Annotated in this window: 14 protein-coding genes and 3 pseudogenes; 5 read left to right on the top strand and 12 right to left on the bottom strand. The window is 55.6% G+C overall.

Features of this window, described 5'->3' with window-relative positions:
• Positions 1-4: 4 nt before the first annotated feature.
• Positions 5-1,072: a YeeE/YedE family protein gene (locus AC0L6A_RS14245; RefSeq protein WP_473290961.1), complete on the top strand. Its 1,068-nt coding sequence runs from the start codon at positions 5-7 to the stop codon at positions 1,070-1,072.
• 252 nt (positions 1,073-1,324) lie between these two features.
• Here the strand turns inward: AC0L6A_RS14245 and AC0L6A_RS14250 are convergent, their stop codons facing one another.
• From AC0L6A_RS14250 to AC0L6A_RS14290, 9 genes and pseudogenes are all read right to left on the bottom strand, one after another.
• A complete protein-coding gene (locus AC0L6A_RS14250; protein ID WP_473290962.1) occupies positions 1,325-2,251 on the bottom strand; it encodes a carbohydrate kinase family protein in 927 nt (308 codons plus the stop codon).
• 68 nt (positions 2,252-2,319) lie between these two features.
• Entirely contained in the window at positions 2,320-3,816 is a 1,497-nt protein-coding gene (locus tag AC0L6A_RS14255; RefSeq protein ID WP_473290964.1) for a mannitol dehydrogenase family protein, read from the bottom strand.
• Positions 3,816-4,589 (bottom strand): L-iditol 2-dehydrogenase, encoded by a 774-nt coding sequence (locus tag AC0L6A_RS14260; protein ID WP_473290965.1) that lies wholly within the window; start codon positions 4,587-4,589, stop codon positions 3,816-3,818. The genes AC0L6A_RS14255 and AC0L6A_RS14260 overlap by 1 nt, the downstream gene beginning before the upstream one ends.
• On the bottom strand, positions 4,586-5,590 hold the full coding sequence (locus AC0L6A_RS14265) for an ABC transporter ATP-binding protein (protein WP_473290967.1): 1,005 nt from the start codon (positions 5,588-5,590) through the stop codon (positions 4,586-4,588). The genes AC0L6A_RS14260 and AC0L6A_RS14265 overlap by 4 nt, the downstream gene beginning before the upstream one ends.
• 9 nt (positions 5,591-5,599) lie before the next feature.
• A complete protein-coding gene (locus tag AC0L6A_RS14270) occupies positions 5,600-6,433 on the bottom strand; it encodes a carbohydrate ABC transporter permease (protein WP_473290968.1) in 834 nt (277 codons plus the stop codon).
• Between the two features lie 12 nt (positions 6,434-6,445).
• Positions 6,446-7,384, bottom strand: coding sequence for a carbohydrate ABC transporter permease (locus AC0L6A_RS14275; protein ID WP_473290969.1), 939 nt, complete (start codon positions 7,382-7,384; stop codon positions 6,446-6,448).
• Between the two features lie 153 nt (positions 7,385-7,537).
• The gene (locus AC0L6A_RS14280; protein WP_473290971.1) at positions 7,538-8,824 is read right to left on the bottom strand and encodes an ABC transporter substrate-binding protein; all 1,287 of its coding nucleotides are present in this window, start codon (positions 8,822-8,824) and stop codon (positions 7,538-7,540) included.
• 118 nt (positions 8,825-8,942) lie between these two features.
• A pseudogene (locus AC0L6A_RS14285) lies at positions 8,943-9,975 on the bottom strand (LacI family DNA-binding transcriptional regulator).
• A gap of 472 nt (positions 9,976-10,447) precedes the next feature.
• Positions 10,448-12,643: pseudogene (locus tag AC0L6A_RS14290) on the bottom strand (primosomal protein N').
• Between the two features lie 101 nt (positions 12,644-12,744).
• Between AC0L6A_RS14290 and fsa the strand changes: the two are divergent.
• From fsa to AC0L6A_RS14310, 4 genes are all read left to right on the top strand, one after another.
• Positions 12,745-13,398, top strand: coding sequence for a fructose-6-phosphate aldolase (gene fsa, locus AC0L6A_RS14295; RefSeq protein ID WP_473290972.1), 654 nt, complete (start codon positions 12,745-12,747; stop codon positions 13,396-13,398).
• 133 nt (positions 13,399-13,531) lie between these two features.
• Positions 13,532-14,239: a DUF484 family protein gene (locus tag AC0L6A_RS14300; RefSeq protein ID WP_473290973.1), complete on the top strand. Its 708-nt coding sequence runs from the start codon at positions 13,532-13,534 to the stop codon at positions 14,237-14,239.
• Positions 14,236-15,171 carry a tyrosine recombinase XerC gene (locus AC0L6A_RS14305; RefSeq protein ID WP_473290975.1) on the top strand — a complete coding sequence of 312 codons (936 nt, stop codon included), beginning with the start codon at positions 14,236-14,238 and terminating at the stop codon, positions 15,169-15,171. The genes AC0L6A_RS14300 and AC0L6A_RS14305 overlap by 4 nt, the downstream gene beginning before the upstream one ends.
• Positions 15,172-15,235: 64 nt before the next feature.
• Entirely contained in the window at positions 15,236-15,928 is a 693-nt protein-coding gene (locus tag AC0L6A_RS14310; protein WP_473290976.1) for a CDP-alcohol phosphatidyltransferase family protein, read from the top strand.
• Here AC0L6A_RS14310 and AC0L6A_RS14315 read toward each other — a convergent pair.
• From AC0L6A_RS14315 to pgsA, 3 genes and pseudogenes are all read right to left on the bottom strand, one after another.
• A complete protein-coding gene (locus AC0L6A_RS14315) occupies positions 15,925-16,380 on the bottom strand; it encodes a molybdenum cofactor biosynthesis protein MoaE (RefSeq protein ID WP_473290978.1) in 456 nt (151 codons plus the stop codon). The two genes, AC0L6A_RS14310 and AC0L6A_RS14315, sit on opposite strands and share 4 nt — an antisense overlap.
• A 1-nt stretch (position 16,381) precedes the next feature.
• A pseudogene (moaD, locus tag AC0L6A_RS14320) lies at positions 16,382-16,631 on the bottom strand (molybdopterin converting factor subunit 1).
• A 3-nt stretch (positions 16,632-16,634) separates the two neighbouring features.
• Positions 16,635-17,303: a CDP-diacylglycerol--glycerol-3-phosphate 3-phosphatidyltransferase gene (gene pgsA, locus AC0L6A_RS14325; protein ID WP_473290979.1), complete on the bottom strand. Its 669-nt coding sequence runs from the start codon at positions 17,301-17,303 to the stop codon at positions 16,635-16,637.
• Positions 17,304-17,316 lie beyond the last annotated feature (13 nt).

The following is a 17,316-nucleotide window of genomic DNA, read 5'->3' on the forward strand; positions in this document are numbered from 1 at the left end:
CCCTATGGATATCGTCCCACTGATCGACCGGATCGGAGAGAACCCGACCGCCGCGCTTTTTGGCCTGATCACAGGCATCGTTTTCGGTGTGTCCGCCCAGCGCTCACGGTTCTGTTTGCGTGCCGCCGCGGTCGAATTTGCGCGCCGCATGATGGACAGCTCGGTCGCCATCTGGCTTTTGACCTTCTCGACCGCGCTTGTCTGGGTTCAAGGCGCAAACCTTCTGGGTCTTATGCGGACCGAGGACGCGCGCATGATGGCCGTGACCGGCAGTTGGTCCGGCGCCATCATCGGCGGGCTTTTGTTTGGGGTCGGCATGGTTCTGGCACGCGGCTGCTCAGGCCGCCTTCTGGTGCTGGCTGCCACGGGGAACCTTCGCTCTGTCGTGTCTGGATTGATCTTTGCTGTCGTTGCACAGATGAGCCTGCATGGCTGGCTTGCCCCCACCCGCGACTACCTTGCCCGAATTTGGATGACCGAGGGCGGCGTGAACGTAAACCTTCTGACTTTGATTGGCGCACCCGAATGGGGCGGCTTGGCCCTTGGGCTGGTCACCGCCGTGCTTGCCATCGCCATCGCACGCAAATCCGGCATGGGATATACACGGCTGATCTTTGGCTCTGGCGTGGGATTCGCCGTCGCGCTGGGCTGGGTTCTGACCTATCAACTGTCACTTGCCGCGTTTGAACCGGTGTCAGTCACCTCGGCCACCTTCTCGGGCCCGTCCGCAAATACGCTGATGTTCTTCCTGATCCCCGACCCGGTTTTAGAATTCGACGTGGGCTTGGTGCCCGGCGTCGTCATCGGGGCGTTTGCGGCCAGCTGGTTAGCCGGTGACTTCAAGTTCCAAGGGTTCGAGGGCGAAGCGATCATGCGCCGCTCCATGACCGGCGCGGTCCTAATGGGCTTCGGCGCGATGCTGGCCGGAGGCTGCGCAATCGGTGCAGGCGTTACCGGAGGCTCCATCTTTGTCGGCACCGCATGGCTTGCGCTTCTGTGCATGTGGATCGGCGCGATGGCGACAGATGCGCTGGTGGATCAGCGCGGGGCTGTGGGTGTGGCGGCGGAGTGAAGTGAGCGCGTGGTATCCTGCAGCGAATGACGGGTATGAGCCCATTGTGGTAATTCAGTATTCTCGCTGCGCGCGCACGCAGCACTAGAAATGCAGCACTTTAACGAAAAGCCCTATTGCGGCGCGGCAGAAATTACGGACTTTGGTAAAGTTCCGGCGAATCTGAGACCACGAATGAGCAGTTGTATTTTCGCGGATGGCTCGCTTGCTTTGAGCGCTTAGAAATCTTGTTTCTCTCGTTTATCTGCTTGATCAAAACTCATCACGCCAAGGTGGGTTGGCGCCAGCTCGACCGACATTGATTGCAGCCACTCGCGCCCCGAAACTTATTGCTTCTGCGAGGTCACTTTCTGACACCGTTTGAATTGCGGAGGTTGTGAGCAGACCTGCTTCCGACAAGCTTGCAAGGACACCGGCATTGAACGTGTCCCCCGCTCCCACTGTGTCGACAACATCAACCTTCTGACTGGCAACAAAGATTGATCGTCCATCCGGCAACCACGCTTGCGCCCCAGAGCTGCCCCGCGTCAAGATCACGATGGAGGGTCCACGTTTCTGTAGTTGCGCGACTTTCGCTTCCAAGGAATCCGCACTTTGAATGATCCAGTTCAAGTCCTCGTCAGAGACTTTCACAATATCTGCCAAGCGGAATAGCCGCTCAAGGCGGTCCCGAAATGCCTGTTCATTTTTGATGAAACTGGGCCGAATGTTGGGGTCGACCATCACAACACAGTTACGCTCAAGCGTTTCAGCGAGTTGCACGTAGGTTTCGGCACCCGGATCACAGGCGAGGCTGATACCGCCGAAATACAGAGCAGATACATCTTCTATTTTTTCAGGAAGATCATGTGGTGCAATCATCCGACCGGCGGAGTTCTCGTCAAAAAATGAATACGATGCGTGACCATCGGACAGTTTTACAAACGCAAGTGTGGACGGACGGTCTGATCGAATGACATATCGGGTGTCGACATTGCTGGCCCGCAGATCGGCCATAAGTTGGTGGCCAAACATATCTGTTGAAATACCGCTTAAGAGACCTGTTCGGCACCCAAGTCGGCCCAAGCCAATGGCCGTATTGAATATCGCACCACCTGTTCGCGGCACGTAGCCATCAAGGCCCTGAACTGTTTGCTCAGGGATCATGTCTATAAGCGCTTCACCACAACAAAGGATCATAGGATTTCCTCAAAGATCACGCGGCGAACTCCTGTTGCACGCACTGCATTGTGAATATGGATCATGTCTTAGGATTCAAGATAGGTTGCGATCGCGACTTCCAACCCTTCATCCCAAATCAGGCTGAGCCAATGAGCGAAGCTATCCGCAAAACGAAGGTCCCCTCCGAGCTCACCATAGAATTGGCTCATCTCAAGCCAAGCACTCGGATTTGTGCGGGCTTCCAAAGCCTTTGCATTCAAGTCGTCCCAGTTTGGGTCATTGGGCTCGATCTTGCTTCCATCTCCACGCGTGCCTTCGCACATTCGTGCCCAGGCTGCTTCGACCAAGGCAAGCCCTTCGATTGGAGCACCTCTCTCCAGGCCTTCACGGATTGACGGGATAACAAAGCCCGGATGACGGGAGGACCCGTCGAAGGCCACCCGGCGCGTTGTGTCGATAATCTTAGGGTTCGAGAACCGTTTGTGGACCAACCCGACATATTCATTTGTAGCCATGCCTGAGACAGGTTTGACCAGCGGGGCGATTTCTTCTTGCGCGACCTTGGTAAAGAACTGGCTGATCAGATCGTGCCCCATGCAATCTGCAATCGTCTTGACCGAGAGAACCTCGCCCGGAACTGCGATCACCTGATGACCACCGTTCAAAATACGGATCTTCATCGCTTCGTAACTATGAACATCATCCGTAAAGGTCGCGCCGACGTTTTCCCAGTTCGGGCGTCCGGCGCAAAAGTCATCCTCCATCACCCATTGGCGGAAGTTTTCATGGGTCACAGGGGTCATATCATCAATGCCAAGTTGATGCGCCAATGCCAGCTCGCTAGGGCCGGTTGCCGGTACAATGCTGTCGACCATGGAATTTGGAAATGTGCAGTTTGCTTCAATCCAATTTGCCAGATCTGAATCGGACAGACGCGCCAAAGACACTATAGTTTGGCGCAGCACATCCCCATTGCCCTGCAGGTTGTCACAGCACAGGCACGTAAAGGGGCCGATACCGTTTTCGTGGCGCAGACGAAGTGCTGCGACTATTGCTCCGAACGCGGTTCTTGGCGTTTCAGGGTTGTGATAGTCATGGATAATGTCTGGGTGCGTCGGATCAAACCCCTTAGTGGCTGGGTCGATATAATACCCACCCTCTGTCACGGTCATCGATACGATGCGGATGTCTGGTCGAGCCATTCGTTCAACCAGCGCGCCATTGCCCTCTTCAATTGGAAGGTAGTCAATCATTGACCCGATAACTTCAGCAGTCGCAGACGATGGATCCAGTTCAATCAGCGTTGTCAGACAATCCTGCTTCAGCAGTTTCTCTCGCATGTTGGCGTCATACTGACGAACACCCGCACCAATGATCGCCCAATCTAACGCTTCGTCCTGTTGCATCAGGCGATGCAGATACCATGCTTGGTGGGCGCGATGAAAGTTTCCAACGCCTATATGAACAATTCCGGGTGTCAGCTGCTCACGGTCATAGAGCGGGCGCAGGACGGCCTTGGGGAGCTGTTTAAGTGTAGCGTTGTTCAGTTTCATGAGATCGGTTTCCTGCGCGAGATCTTCCATCAGCTCATCCAGTTTCCGCCATCAACATTGTAGGTCTGGGCAACAATGTAATCGGCGTCTTGTGAGGCGAGAAAAATCGCCATCCCGGTTAGATCTTCAGAGTGTGCCATGCGTCCAAAGGGGACGGCTTCGCCAACTTCCTTTTTCTTTTGTCCCAGAGCCTTGCCCTCGTATTTGGCAAAAAGGGCGTCAACGCCGTCCCAGTGTTCGCCGTCCACGACCCCCGGAGCGATCGCATTCACGTTGATCCCGTGCGCGATGAGGTTCAGCCCGGCGGACTGGGTTAAACTGATGACAGCAGCCTTTGAGGCGCAATAGGTGGCAACCAGGGGCTCACCCCGTCGTCCTGCCTGACTGGCCATGTTGATGATTTTGCCCTTAATACCTTGCTCGATCATGTGACGAGCAACGGCCTGTAGGGTGAACAAGGTTCCGGCAACGTTGATGTCGAAGACACGCGCATGGTCTTCACGCGTGATTTCGGCGATCGGTGCAGCAGTGAATACGGCAGCGTTGTTGATCAGGATGTCTATCTGACCAGAGGCCGACACCGTTTCGACAATAGCTGCGTCAATGCTGTCTTGTCGGGTGACATCCAATTCAACAGCAAATGCAGCGTCGCCGATCGCGGCCGCGGCGTCACGCGCCCGTTCAAGATCGATGTCCGCAATGGCAACCCGCGCGCCCTCGGCCGCATAGGCCTTGGCAAAGGCCAACCCGATCCCCCGGGCGGCCCCCGTTATCAGTGCAGATTTGCCATCCAGACGATTCATTCGACCCGCAGCCCTTGTGCGTCGAACCTGTGGATCTGGTCCGCTTGTGGGGTCAGGTAAATATCGTCCCCGTGCTTCACCGAGATATCCCCATTGATACGAACCGTGATCATATCAGCAAGCCCGGTGTCATGTACGTGGATGAACGTGTCTGACCCAAGGTGTTCCGCTACACCTACGGTTCCCTTCCAAGTGCCTTCAGTCATGCTGACATCAGTGTGCTCTGGACGGATGCCGATGGTGTGCGCACCCAGTTTTTCCGCCTCTGGACCGGAAAAGATGTTCATCTTTGGCGAACCGATAAAACCTGCCACGAACACATTCTGGGGTTTGTGATAAAGATCCAGCGGAGAGCCGACCTGTTCGATCACACCAGCCTGGAGCACCACGATCTTGTTGGCCATTGTCATCGCTTCCACCTGATCATGCGTCACGTAGATCATGGTGGTCTGCATGCGCTCATGCATCTCGCTGATTTCGAGGCGCATACCGACGCGCAATGCAGCGTCAAGGTTCGACAGAGGTTCGTCGAACAGAAATGCCGAAGGGTCACGTACGATGGCGCGCCCAATCGCGACTCGCTGACGCTGACCACCAGAAAGTTGCCCCGGTTTGCGGTCCAGATAGTCGTTCAGGTTTAAAGATTGCGCAGCGGCCTCGACACGCTTGTCGACCTCGGCAGGCGCCATCTTTTCCATACGAAGCGGGAATCCGATGTTCTTGCGCACCGTCATATGCGGGTAAAGCGCATAGGACTGGAACACCATGGCCAAACCACGTTTCGAAGGCGGGACCTCGGTCACGACCTCACCGTCGATCTCTATGTTGCCGGATGTTAGATCTTCAAGACCCGCAATCATGCGCAGCAGCGTGGATTTACCGCAGCCGGATGGACCGACGAAAACAGCAAACTCTCCGTCTTCGATGGTCAGGTCCAGCGGAGGGATGACTTCGACTTCACCGAACTTTTTGGATACTTGATCGAGTACTATACGTCCCATGATCTTTCCTTATTTCACAGCGCCGAAGGTCAAGCCTTGGACAAGTTGTTTCTGGCAGAACCATCCAAGGACAACGATTGGTCCGACGGCTGCGGTTGAGACTGCTGATAGGCGTCCGAAAAACAGACCTTCTGGGGCCCGGTTGCCCTCAATGAGCTTAGAGAGTGTCGCCGCGTCGATGGTGGTTAAGCGGACCGTCCAATAAGCTTCGTTCCAGCAAAAGATGAAGACCAGAAGCGCAGTTGACGCGATGCCACCCCAAGCAAGGGGAATAAGGATCTCTTTGATCTCGCCCCAAGTGTTGACGCCGTCCATCTTGCCCGCTTCGATGATATCTTTCGGGATTTCCTTGAAGTACGTGAACAGCATCCAGATTGCGATTGGCAGGTTGATCAGGCACAGCACGGTGATGACCAGGATATGCGTGTCATAAAGCCCGATGCCTTTGGCAAGAAAAATCATCGGATACAGCACCGCCGCTGCGGGTAGCATCTTTGTCGACAACATCCACATCAGAACGTCTTTGGTCGCACGACTTGGGTTGAACGCCATTGCATAGGCAGCAGGGACACCAACAACCAATGTAAAAACTGTCGCGGAAACGGCCGAGATGACAGAGTTACGGGCAAAGCGCCAATAGTCATAGTTCTCGGTCATGTTGAGATAGTTCTCAAGCGTTGGGGTGAAGAAGAACAGGAATTCGGGCTTCACCGCGTCGGCGTCGGTTTTGAAGCTTGTCAGAACCATCCAGAAGATGGGGAAGAAGAACAACAGTCCGACAGCCCAGGCCAAAACGGGCCGTCCATAGGTACTGAATTTCGAGGATTGTGCAACGATTGCCATGATCTAGCCCTCCTATTCCATCAATGTCTTGCCAACCGCACGCAGCAGAAAGATTGCGACGATGTTGGCGAGGATTACGGCGAAGATACCGGTGGCACTGGCTGCGCCGATATTGTTGTTGGCGAATTCACCGATCAGATAAGGCAGGTTCTTGTTCCCATTGCCCCGGCTCACGATTTCGATCTCCGCATATAGCGACAGGTGAAAAATCGCCTGGATCATCACCACAATGGCAATCGGGCGGCCCAGATGTGGCAGCGTCAGAAACCGGAACTGAGACCAGGTGCTTGCGCCATCCAGAACAGCGGCTTCTTTCTGTTGCTGATCTTCAGATTGAAGCGAGGTCATGAAGATAAGGACCGCAAAGGGCGTCCATTGCCAGGTCACCATCATGATCACCGCGATGGCTGATGTTTGGGTCGCACGAAACGAAATCGGTTCGAATTCTGGCCAAAGCGAGAAGAAGCCGCCGAGAACGGGCATTTGTCGTAACCCATCCAAGATGTCGTTTATCCCGCCAACTGCGATCCCCTGCAAACCCAGAACAGGATCGAGGATCATGTTGATCCAGAGGACCGCATTCACCGCAGGCATTACGAAGAACGGTGAAATCAGCAATACCCGGACAATCCCTTGTCCCGGGAAGGACTTGTTGATCAGGACCGCAATTAGCACACCTAGAATGACCGTCAGAAACAGGATGCTGCACACGATGAAGAGACTGTTTTGAATGGCGAGCAGGAAGTCTTTGGATTTCAGAACAAATTCATAGTTTCCGAACCCACGCCAGTTGCTCAAACTCGGCGACGTCCATTCTGGGCGGCGAAGGCTATTCAGCACATACCGGATGAACGAGAAGTAAAGAGTCATCCCAAGTGGGATCAACATCCAAACCAAAAGCAGAAGTACCGCTGGAGTTTGAAGAAGCCTTGGAAGCTTTCTGTCAGACATTAGTCTATCCTCCCAGCAAAACGAGGCCATCGTTTTGCTTGTGACGTATGAGTTGCGAATGTTTGGACTTTACGTGCCGCAGGGTCGTTATTTCAACAAAAGCGGCCAAGTGGTCAGAGGGCCCGGCGAAGCCAGGCCCTCCTTGCTGTGCGGTTATTCGTAGTAACCAGCTTCACGCATGATCGCATCAGCTGCGGCTTGCGATGCGGCCAGCGCATCCTCTACCGACTTAGCGCCGGACAAAGCTGCTGCCATTTCCTGAGCGACAGCTGAACCCACTTCCGGGAATTCCGGGATGGCGGCAAACTGAACTCCGACGTATGGCTTCAGATCGGTCGCTTCAGGTGCGGCGCTGTTGATCGCGGCCAGTTCGGCAGCTGCAAAACCCGCTGCGGCCTGGAATTCAGGGATCGCATAGGTCGATGCCCGCTGACCGGTCGGGACAGAACCCCAACCAAAGTCCGGGTGGTTGCCAACGGCTTTCACATAGTCTTTCGACGTTGCCCACTCGATGAAGGCACCAGCGGCTTCAGCATTTGGCGAACCGGCGGGGATCGCCATTGCCCATGCCCACAACCAGTTGGCCCCAACAGGGTTGCCAGCGTTCGGTGATTGAGCGTAGGCGACGCCGTCGACTTCAAGGAACGATGCCGCGATAGTCGCGTCGATCCACATTCCGCACTTGCCTTCATTGTAGAGCGCAAGGATTTCGTTGAACGAATTGCCTTCTGAGCCCGGAGGTCCGTAGTTACCAAGCAGGTCAACGTAGAAGTTGATCGCAGCATTCCATTCGGCGCTGTCCAAAGCAGGCTTCATGTCGGCATCGAACCAAGCACCACCGAAGGAGTTAACGACCGTGGTGATGAACGCCATGTTGTCGCCCCAGCCCGGCTTGCCGCGCAGGCAAGCGCCGTAAACGCCGTTATCCGGATCGTGGATTGCAGCGGCGGCTGCCTTGACGTTGTCCCAGCTGTCGTTGTCGGCAATGCTCACGCCGGCTGCGTCGGCCAGATCCTTGCGGTACATGACCATCGACAATTCACCATAAAACGGCGCGGCATAAAGCGTGCCTTCATGCGACAGACCGTTGCGCATTGCAGGCAGAATGTCGTCCACATCGTAATCAGCGCTGAAGCTCAGCGGTTCGATCCATCCAGCAGCACCCCAAATGGGTGCTTCCTGCATGCCGATGTTGATGATGTCATACTGACCACCACCAGTTGCAGTGTCCGACGTGACCTGCTCGCGCAGAACGCCTTCTTCCAGAGAAACCCAGTTGAGTTCGACCCCGGTCTCCGCAGTGTAGGCCTCGGCGACCTTTTGCATGTTGATCATGTGACCGTTGTTAACGATCGCGATTGTCAGGCTGTCGGCGGTCGCGGCAGCGCCCCCCAAAAGGGCAATTGCGCTTGCAGCGCAAAGTGCATTTTTAAAAGACATCCGGGTTCCTCCCTAGATTGGATGTTGTGCATAAACGCTACCAACGATTATTACTTCGCGTCAATCCTATTTTTTACTCGCGTAAATTTTAGAGAGTGAGGTTAATGTTTTCAGCGCCTTACGCTGAACCTCGCATAACCAGCTTGCCCTCAAATAGTATTTCTTCGCGCGTTTTTAGGCATTCCCTAGAATCGACCAAAGACAAAACGGTCTCAACACTTTTTGCCGCGATGGCCTCATAATCTTGCGAGACAGTCGTTAAACTCGGGCATGTAAAGCGCGAGAATGGGTGATCATCATGTCCCGCAATTCTAAGAGAAGACCCCGGATCACGGCCGACCTTCAAACCGTTTTCAAATGCAGCCGACAGCAGACCAATTGCGAGCCGGTCGTTTGAGCACAAAATTGTGTTTGAGGGGAGCTGTTGGTTAGACAGGATTCCGCGATCCTTCACGAAAGCCGATTTCTTCAAAGTTCCACCCCTGTCCATCGACCTGGATCAGATGTGGCTCATGCCCCAATCGCTCCATCGCGTCTAAATATGCTGTGCGTCGTTTGTATGCGTTTGGGTTGATGGGCGCCTTCAATTCAAAAAATACCGGCGGCTCGCCGGATCGACACAGATAGTCAACAATCAAGCTGATACTTTGGTTGTTGTCTGAACCAAAAAACGCCTCGCCAATTCCTTCGAGGTTGGCGTCAAACAACACTGTTGGGACTTCATTGGTGAACTCCTCAACCCGCTCTTCTAGCGATGCCCTGCCGAGCGGCGCCAACAACACACCGGCAGGTTTGATGGACCGAAGGCTGTCGAGGTTGGCAAGCTCTTGCTCTGGCCCGCTGTGAGAACTGAGCAACAACGGATTGTAACCAGCTTCGACGATAAGCCCTTCTATCGTTCGAGCAAAACCGGCGAAAAAGGGATCGGTTAAGTTGGGAACCACCAAACCAATGTTCTTGGTCTGGCGTCGATTCTGATTGACCGCATAAATGTTCGGCCGATAGTCATGTTTCTCTAATGCAGTCTCGATTTTCTCACGGGTGGACTTCCGAACGCTATCCGGATCATTGAAGTACTTCGAAATCGTCGGACGAGAGATCCCGCTAACCGCTGCAAAGTCCTCCATGTTCTTGATTTTTTGATCCGTCATTGGCGAACCTTTCCGTTGCCACATTGATATTCCTGATTTCCAAGGATGCTCACAAAATCGATTTCTGTAAAGTTAGTAATTGTCGCGCGTAAATTTCTTTCTTACAAAATCTGCCCATTCACGGCAAAGAACAGGTTGGTTGCAGCGTCTCGTGACATAACTCAATGGCTAGTTTGGCATTACCAGACTTGTCGTAGCGAAACTCTGCCGCAGCTGCCAAGGAACGCTCCGCGTGCAAAACGTGCACCAGAGAATATCTGGAAGAGCCCGCGTCTCGATGGTTGAAGAAGCCCGCAGCGAAAGTGAGGTTTGAATTTCGCGTTCAGCTGACTTTCAATGGTCGCTCTGTTGAAATCCGCCGCATTACCAAGTTCTCGTCGCTGCGGGTGCAAAGGTATTCTCCGCCAGCAAAAGCTGCGTCGGCAAAAGGCAGCTATGTCCCGCAAAGCGGACATATGTCGCTTAAGCCTCCTCAGTAAAAACTCTGCGGATCGATATCCACGGACACCCGCATATCCCCTTTGATCTGGAACTGCGCCAGCCAGCGCTTTAGCGCGGCTTGGATGGGGGCGGTTTTCTCGGCCTTCACAAGCAGACGCACGCGGTGGCGTCCGCGCACGCGGGCGATGGGGGCTGGGGCCGGACCGAATAGCTGCGCGCCTATTTGGGTGAGCGGCTCAGACCGTCGCGCCATCTCGGCCCCCAGATCAAACACCGCTTGAATATCGGGCGAAGATAGAACGATCCCGGCCATCCGACCGTAAGGCGGCACGCCTGCGACTTGGCGTTCGCCTGCCTCGGCCTTCCAGAACTTCTCTTCCTCGCCCGCAAGGATCGCGCGGATCACCGGGTGTTCCGGCTGGAAGGTTTGGAGCAAAGCCACGCCCGGCGTTTCCGCCCGCCCCGCCCGGCCCGCCACTTGTCGGATCAGTTGGAAGGTGCGTTCGGCGGCGCGCAGATCTGACCCTTGCAAGCCAAGGTCCGCATCGATCACCCCCACAAGGGTCAGCTTCGGGAAGTTATGCCCTTTGGCGACCAGCTGCGTGCCGATGATGATATCGGCCCCGCCTTCGGCAATCAGTTCGATCTGCGCTTTCAGTGCGCGGGCCGACCCAAACAGATCGGATGACAGCACCGCAATGCGTGCATCCGGGAATGCGGCCGTAACCTCCTCTGCCAGTCGCTCGACACCCGGCCCAACCGGGGCCAGTTTGCCCTCGACTTCACATTCCGGGCAGGCGTCCGGCATCGGTTTCGTCTCGCCGCATTGGTGGCAGACAAGGCGTTTTTGGAAGCGGTGTTCCACCATGCGTGCATCGCAGTGATCGCAACCGATCTGGTGGCCACAGGCGCGGCAGATCGTGACCGGCGCATAACCACGGCGGTTGATGAACAGAAGCGATTGTTCGCCCTTTGAAATGCGCAAAGTCACCGCGGCTTTTAGTGTGGGTGAGATCCAGACTTTGCGACGGCAGATCCTCTTGCCGCATATCAATCGCGCGCATGTCGGGCATAACGGCGGGGCCATAACGGCTGGTCAGCTCGATGCGCTTGTACTTACCTGCCTCGCAATTGGCCCATGTCTCCAGCGATGGCGTGGCGGACGCCAACACCACTTGCGCGTCACAAAGAGACGCCCGCATCACCGCCATGTCACGGGCAGAATACAGCACCCCATCTTCTTGTTTGTAGGAACTGTCATGTTCCTCATCCACGATGATCAGACCAAGATCGCGGAACGGCAAATAGAGTGCGGATCGCGCGCCGACGACAAGCTGCGCGTCGCCCTGCCCGACCATGCGCCAGCACCGGCGGCGTTCGGTCATGGTCACACCGGAATGCCATTCGGCCGGGCGCGCGCCAAAGCGTTCCTCGACCCGTTTCAGGAATTCAGCAGTCAGGGCAATCTCAGGCAGCAGCACCAGCGCCTGACGCCCCTTGCGTAGACAGGCGGCGACCGCTTCCAGATAAACCTCGGTCTTCCCCGCACCCGTGACGCCACGCAATAGCGTCGTGCCATAGCGGCCACCGCGCACACCATCGGTCAGTTGCTTGGCAGCGGCGGCCTGATCCTCGGTCAGTTCCTTGCTGGGCAGTGAGGATCCAGACGAGGATATGGCATATCACGCGGGGTATCTTCTTCACGGATGGCACCCAGCTTCACCAAGCCCTTCACGACTGACCCGCTGACCCCGGCTAAATCGCCCAGTTCTTTCTGGGTGAACCCGACGCCGGGCTGATCCATCAACACGTCCATCACTTTGGCGCGTGCATCGGTCAGTCGGTTGGGGCGGTGGCCTGATGCTTTCAGAACCTTGCGCATGGACGGCGGGTCCGACAGGCCCGGCGCGCGGGTGGCAAGGCGCAACATCTGGCTCATCGGTGTTAGAGTGTAGTCGCCAACACGGCTCAGGAAGTCAGCCATTTCGCGGCGCATCGGGGCCACATCCAGCACGCGGATCACCGCGCGCAGCTTGGACGCATCAAATCCGCCCTCGCCCGGCCCCCACACCACACCCAGAACTTTTCGCGGGCCCAAAGGCACCTCGATAAAATCCCCCTGCACGCAGCCCCCTTCGGGTGCGCGGTAGGTCAGGATTCGGTCCAGAGGCTGGGCAGTCAGCACGCCGACCCTTGCGCCTTCCGGAAACTGCTCAATGTCGCTCATATTGCCAGATTCCCTGTTACCAGATGCAGCATAAGGGCTTTCTGCGCGCGCGCCCATGGGGTATGAGAGCGCAAACGCAAACTTCTGCAGGAAACGCGCACATGAAATTCTTCGCCGACACCGCCGACATCGAAGCCATCAAGGAACTGAACGACCTTGGCATGGTGGATGGTGTGACCACCAACCCCTCGATCATCAAAAAGTCGGGCCGCGACATCATCGACGTCACGAAAGAGATCTGTGACATCGTAGATGGGCCCGTCTCGGCCGAGGTGACCGCCATTGACGCAGACACGATGATCGCTGAAGGCCGCAAACTGGCCAAGATCGCCGAAAACATCGCCGTGAAAGTGCCGCTGACATGGGACGGGCTGAAAGCCTGTAAAACCCTGTCGGACGAAGGCACAATGGTAAACGTGACTCTTTGCTTCTCGGCCAACCAAGCGCTTTTGGCTGCGAAAGCTGGTGCAACATTCATCTCGCCCTTCATTGGCCGTCTGGACGACATCAATCTGGACGGTATGGAGCTGATCGAAGATATCCGCACCATCTATGACAACTATCTGTTCGAGACGCAGATCCTTGCTGCCTCGATCCGCAACGTGAACCACATGAAAGATGCGGCTTTGGTTGGCGCTGACGTTGCAACCGCTCCTCCATCAGTCATTCAAGCTATGGCAAAGCACGTTCTGACAGACAACGGATTGGACGCTTTCTTGGCTGACATCAAAGCGGCTGACATCAAAATCCTGTAATCTGGATAAAAATCAGGATGTGACGAGGGGGCCACGGCCCCCTTTTCTCTTTTCTGCGTAACCAAATTTTAGCCGCATCACCTGCACACTTGATGTATGATCCGTGAAAACGACAAATAATATCGAGGCAGTCATGAGTGGTCACCCTGCATTGGATGACGAGTTGCGCGCACATCTGATTGCGCAGCCCGAAACTATTTTAAATGACCAAGACATCATGAATGCCTTGGTGTCAGCACATGAACGCAAGATGGGCACGAATATCGTGGATTTGCGTGGTGCCGCAATGGATCGGCTGACTGATCGGCTAGATCAACTGGAAGACACGCATCGGTCCGTGCTGGCTGCGGCTTATGAGAATGTCGCCGGGATGAACCTAATCCACCGGGCCGTGCTGCGCATGTTGGACCCGGCTGATTTTGCTGAATTCATGCAAAGCCTAGATGGCGAAGTGTCCGAGACACTGAAGGTGGATTGTCTTCGCTTGGTGCTGGAAACAACACAGGAAGATATCAATCCTGCGATCTCGCGGCTGGGCGCGGTCATTTCAACCACGCCTGCTGGTTTCATCGATACCTATCTGGGGCAAGCCGCCGGTCCGGACCGGCGCAAAGTGTTCTTGCGCCAGATTCAGGAACGCGATGCGGACATCTATGGTGATTGCGGCTTCTGGATAAGATCAGAAGCTTGCATCGTCCTTGACTTGGGCGAAGGTCGCTTGCCGGGCATGTTGGTCATGGGCACCGAGGACCTTGCGCAATTCCGCCCTGGTCAGTCGACAGACCTTCTGGACTTTTTCGGGGGCGTGTTCGAACGCGCGATGCGCCGCTGGCTGTCATGACGGCCCCAAACAGATTGCAGATCGCGCCCGGGGCACGGGATGCACTGGAACAATTTCTTGAACATAAGCGTGCATTAGATGCCGCGTCTGAAAACACGATCAAAGCCTATCAGGCCGATATATCTGGGTATCTGGCTTTCATGGCCACACATCTGGGCGGTGAAGCCGGTCGCGGAGCTTTGGCCAAAGTCTCGATCAGTGACATGCGGGCCTGGATGGCATCGGAACGTGCGCGCGGCGTCGCATCACGCAGCTTGGCGCGGGCATTGTCTGCAGTGAGAAGCTTTTATTCTTGGCTGAGCGAACAAGACGGGTTCGACGCCACCGCCGTCCTGTCGACGCGCAGTCCAAAATTCGCAAAGAGACTCCCGCGCCCGCTGTCGCCAGATGCCGCTAAAGCCGTGCAAGAGGCCGCTCCATTGCAGTCACGTCACGATTGGGTCGGCGCACGCGACACCGCCGTCATCACATTGCTTTATGGTTGTGGACTTCGAATTTCCGAAGCTTTGGGGCTTACGGCTGCTGATGCCCCATTAAGTGACGTTCTGCGCATTGTCGGCAAAGGCAATAAAGAACGATTGGTACCTGTATTGCCTGTGGCCCGCGAGGCTGTCGAAACCTACCGCAATATCTGCCCTCATCCGGAAACGCCCGAAGCCCCTCTGTTTCGCGGGGTACGTGGGGGCGCACTTGGCGCACGGCAAGTGCAGAAACTCATGCAGCAGGTCCGGTTGCAACTTGGCCTTCCCGCAACCGCTACCCCACACGCGTTGCGCCACAGCTTTGCCACGCACCTGTTGGCATCAGGTGGAGATCTGCGCACCATTCAGGAATTGCTTGGGCATTCCAGCCTGTCGACAACACAGGGCTACACGGCACTTGATACGTCCCGGCTTCTTGAAGTGTACAAATCCGCCCACCCGCGTGCTTGAACCCGCGCAAGCACTGACAAGATTTTCGCTTTCCCCTTTGGCTGTTTTCCGGCACAAAGCGCGGATGAACATCACGACCAAAGCCCTGCTCGTCCATCTTCTGACCGCTACCGGAGCTGTCTTTGCCATGCTGGCAATGCTGGCTGCTGTGGATGAAAAATGGGGGCTGATGTTTCTTTGGCTGGTGGTGGCTTTCATGGTCGATGGGATCGACGGGCCCTTGGCGCGGCGATATCATGTAAAGGTCAATGCGCCGCAATATGATGGCGTGTTGATGGATCTGATCATCGACTATCTGACCTATGTTTTCATCCCAGCTTACGCATTGTTCAAGTCTGGCCTGATGCCCGGCTGGACGGGTTGGTTTGCAATCATCGTGATCACCTTCACCAGCGTTGTCTATTTCGCCGACACGCGTATGAAAACCAAAGACAACAGTTTTTCGGGGTTTCCGGGATGTTGGAACATGGTGATCTTGGTGTTGTTTGCCACAGAACCGAATTTCTGGCTGATGACCGTGCTGGTGACTGCAATCGCGATCGCAATGTTCCTGCCGCTTAAGTTCGTCCACCCCGTACGGACCGAGCGTTGGCGCGCAATCAGCCTGCCAATGGCATTGGCATGGACGGGGTTTGCTGGCTGGGCAGCATGGGTTGATTTTCACCCAGAAAGCTGGGCGCATTGGGGTCTGGTTGCAACGTCGATCTACCTGCTTCTTGCAGGGATCGCGCAGCAGATTATTCCCGCGCGCGACTAACGATCTTCTTGCCAGCGCTTCAAGGCGTCTTCGTCATCCACCTTTGCATCCACCCAATCGGTGCCACCGTCTTTTGTGAACTCTTTTTTCCAGAACGGCGCGCGGGATTTAAGGTAATCCATTAAGTATTCTGCGGCTTCAAACGCCGCCACACGATGGGCCGAGGCGGTGGCGACCATCATGATCTGCTCTCCCGGTTTCAAAGCCCCATGACGGTGTATCACCAGACACTCTGCTAATGACCAACGGTCTGTCGCCTCGTCCACGATCTTGGAAATCGCTTTCTCGGTCATGCCTGGATAGTGCTCGATCTCCATCCGATCGAGCGTTCCGGCATCGTCGCGCACCACACCAGTAAAGCTGACCACCGCACCAAGATCACTACGGCCTTGCGCAAAACCCGAAAGCTCCACCCCGGGATCGAAGGTTTCTGTTTGAACGCGGACAGTCATTTTAGCCACCTGTCATCGGCGGGAAAAAGGCCACTTCACGTACACCCGAAAGCGACGCATCGAAGTCAGAGAGTTCCTGATCCAGCGCAACACGTAAGGCGGACAGAGTCTTCGAATGCCGCTGCATATCTTGGCTCGCGGGCACGCAGTTCTTCGACCAATTCCATGACCGTCACCGCCGATGTCTCGACCGTTTCGCGCGGCTCACCGATCCGTTCACGCACCCAAGCGAAGTACATTACGTCGATCATGCGTCATTCCTCTTTCAAGTGCGGCAACGCTTTGCGGAAGTAATCCCAGCCAGTGATCAGTGTCAGCAAACCCGCGATCCATAGAAGCCAAAGACCAATGCGCCCCGACCAGATCATGCCGTGAAAATGGCCGCGCAACCCATTCACGTCCTCAACTTCACCCAACATGATTTGCTCGACCATTGCCTGATCCATGCCAAATGATCCCATCACCAGATGGTGCTCAAAGATCCCGCGCGAGAATAGGACCGCAATCGCAACCATTTGCGCAGTCGTTTTCCATTTCGCAAGTTTGGTGACCTTCAGCGTACCTGCGGTGTCCCCAAGGAACTCTCGCAAACCAGAGACAAAAACCTCGCGAAACAGGATCACGGTTGCGGGAAGAACAAGCCACGGGGTCCAATACACGTCAGAGTATCCAACGATCACCATCAACGCGATCACCACCATCGCCTTGTCAGCGATTGGGTCAAGCATCGCACCAAGCTTGCTTTCCTGCCCCCATTTGCGCGCCAGATACCCATCAATCCAGTCGGTGGCTGCCGCCAGCAGGAAAAGGATCAACGCCAGCCAATCGGCTAGTGGGCGCGAAAAGTACAGGAATAGGATCGCCACGGCGGGGGCTGCAATCAGCCGCCCCATGGTCAAGATATTAGGCACAGTCCATTTCATAGTGTTTTCAATA

It is taken from the genome of Aliiroseovarius sp. D2-2, from assembly GCF_055809455.1.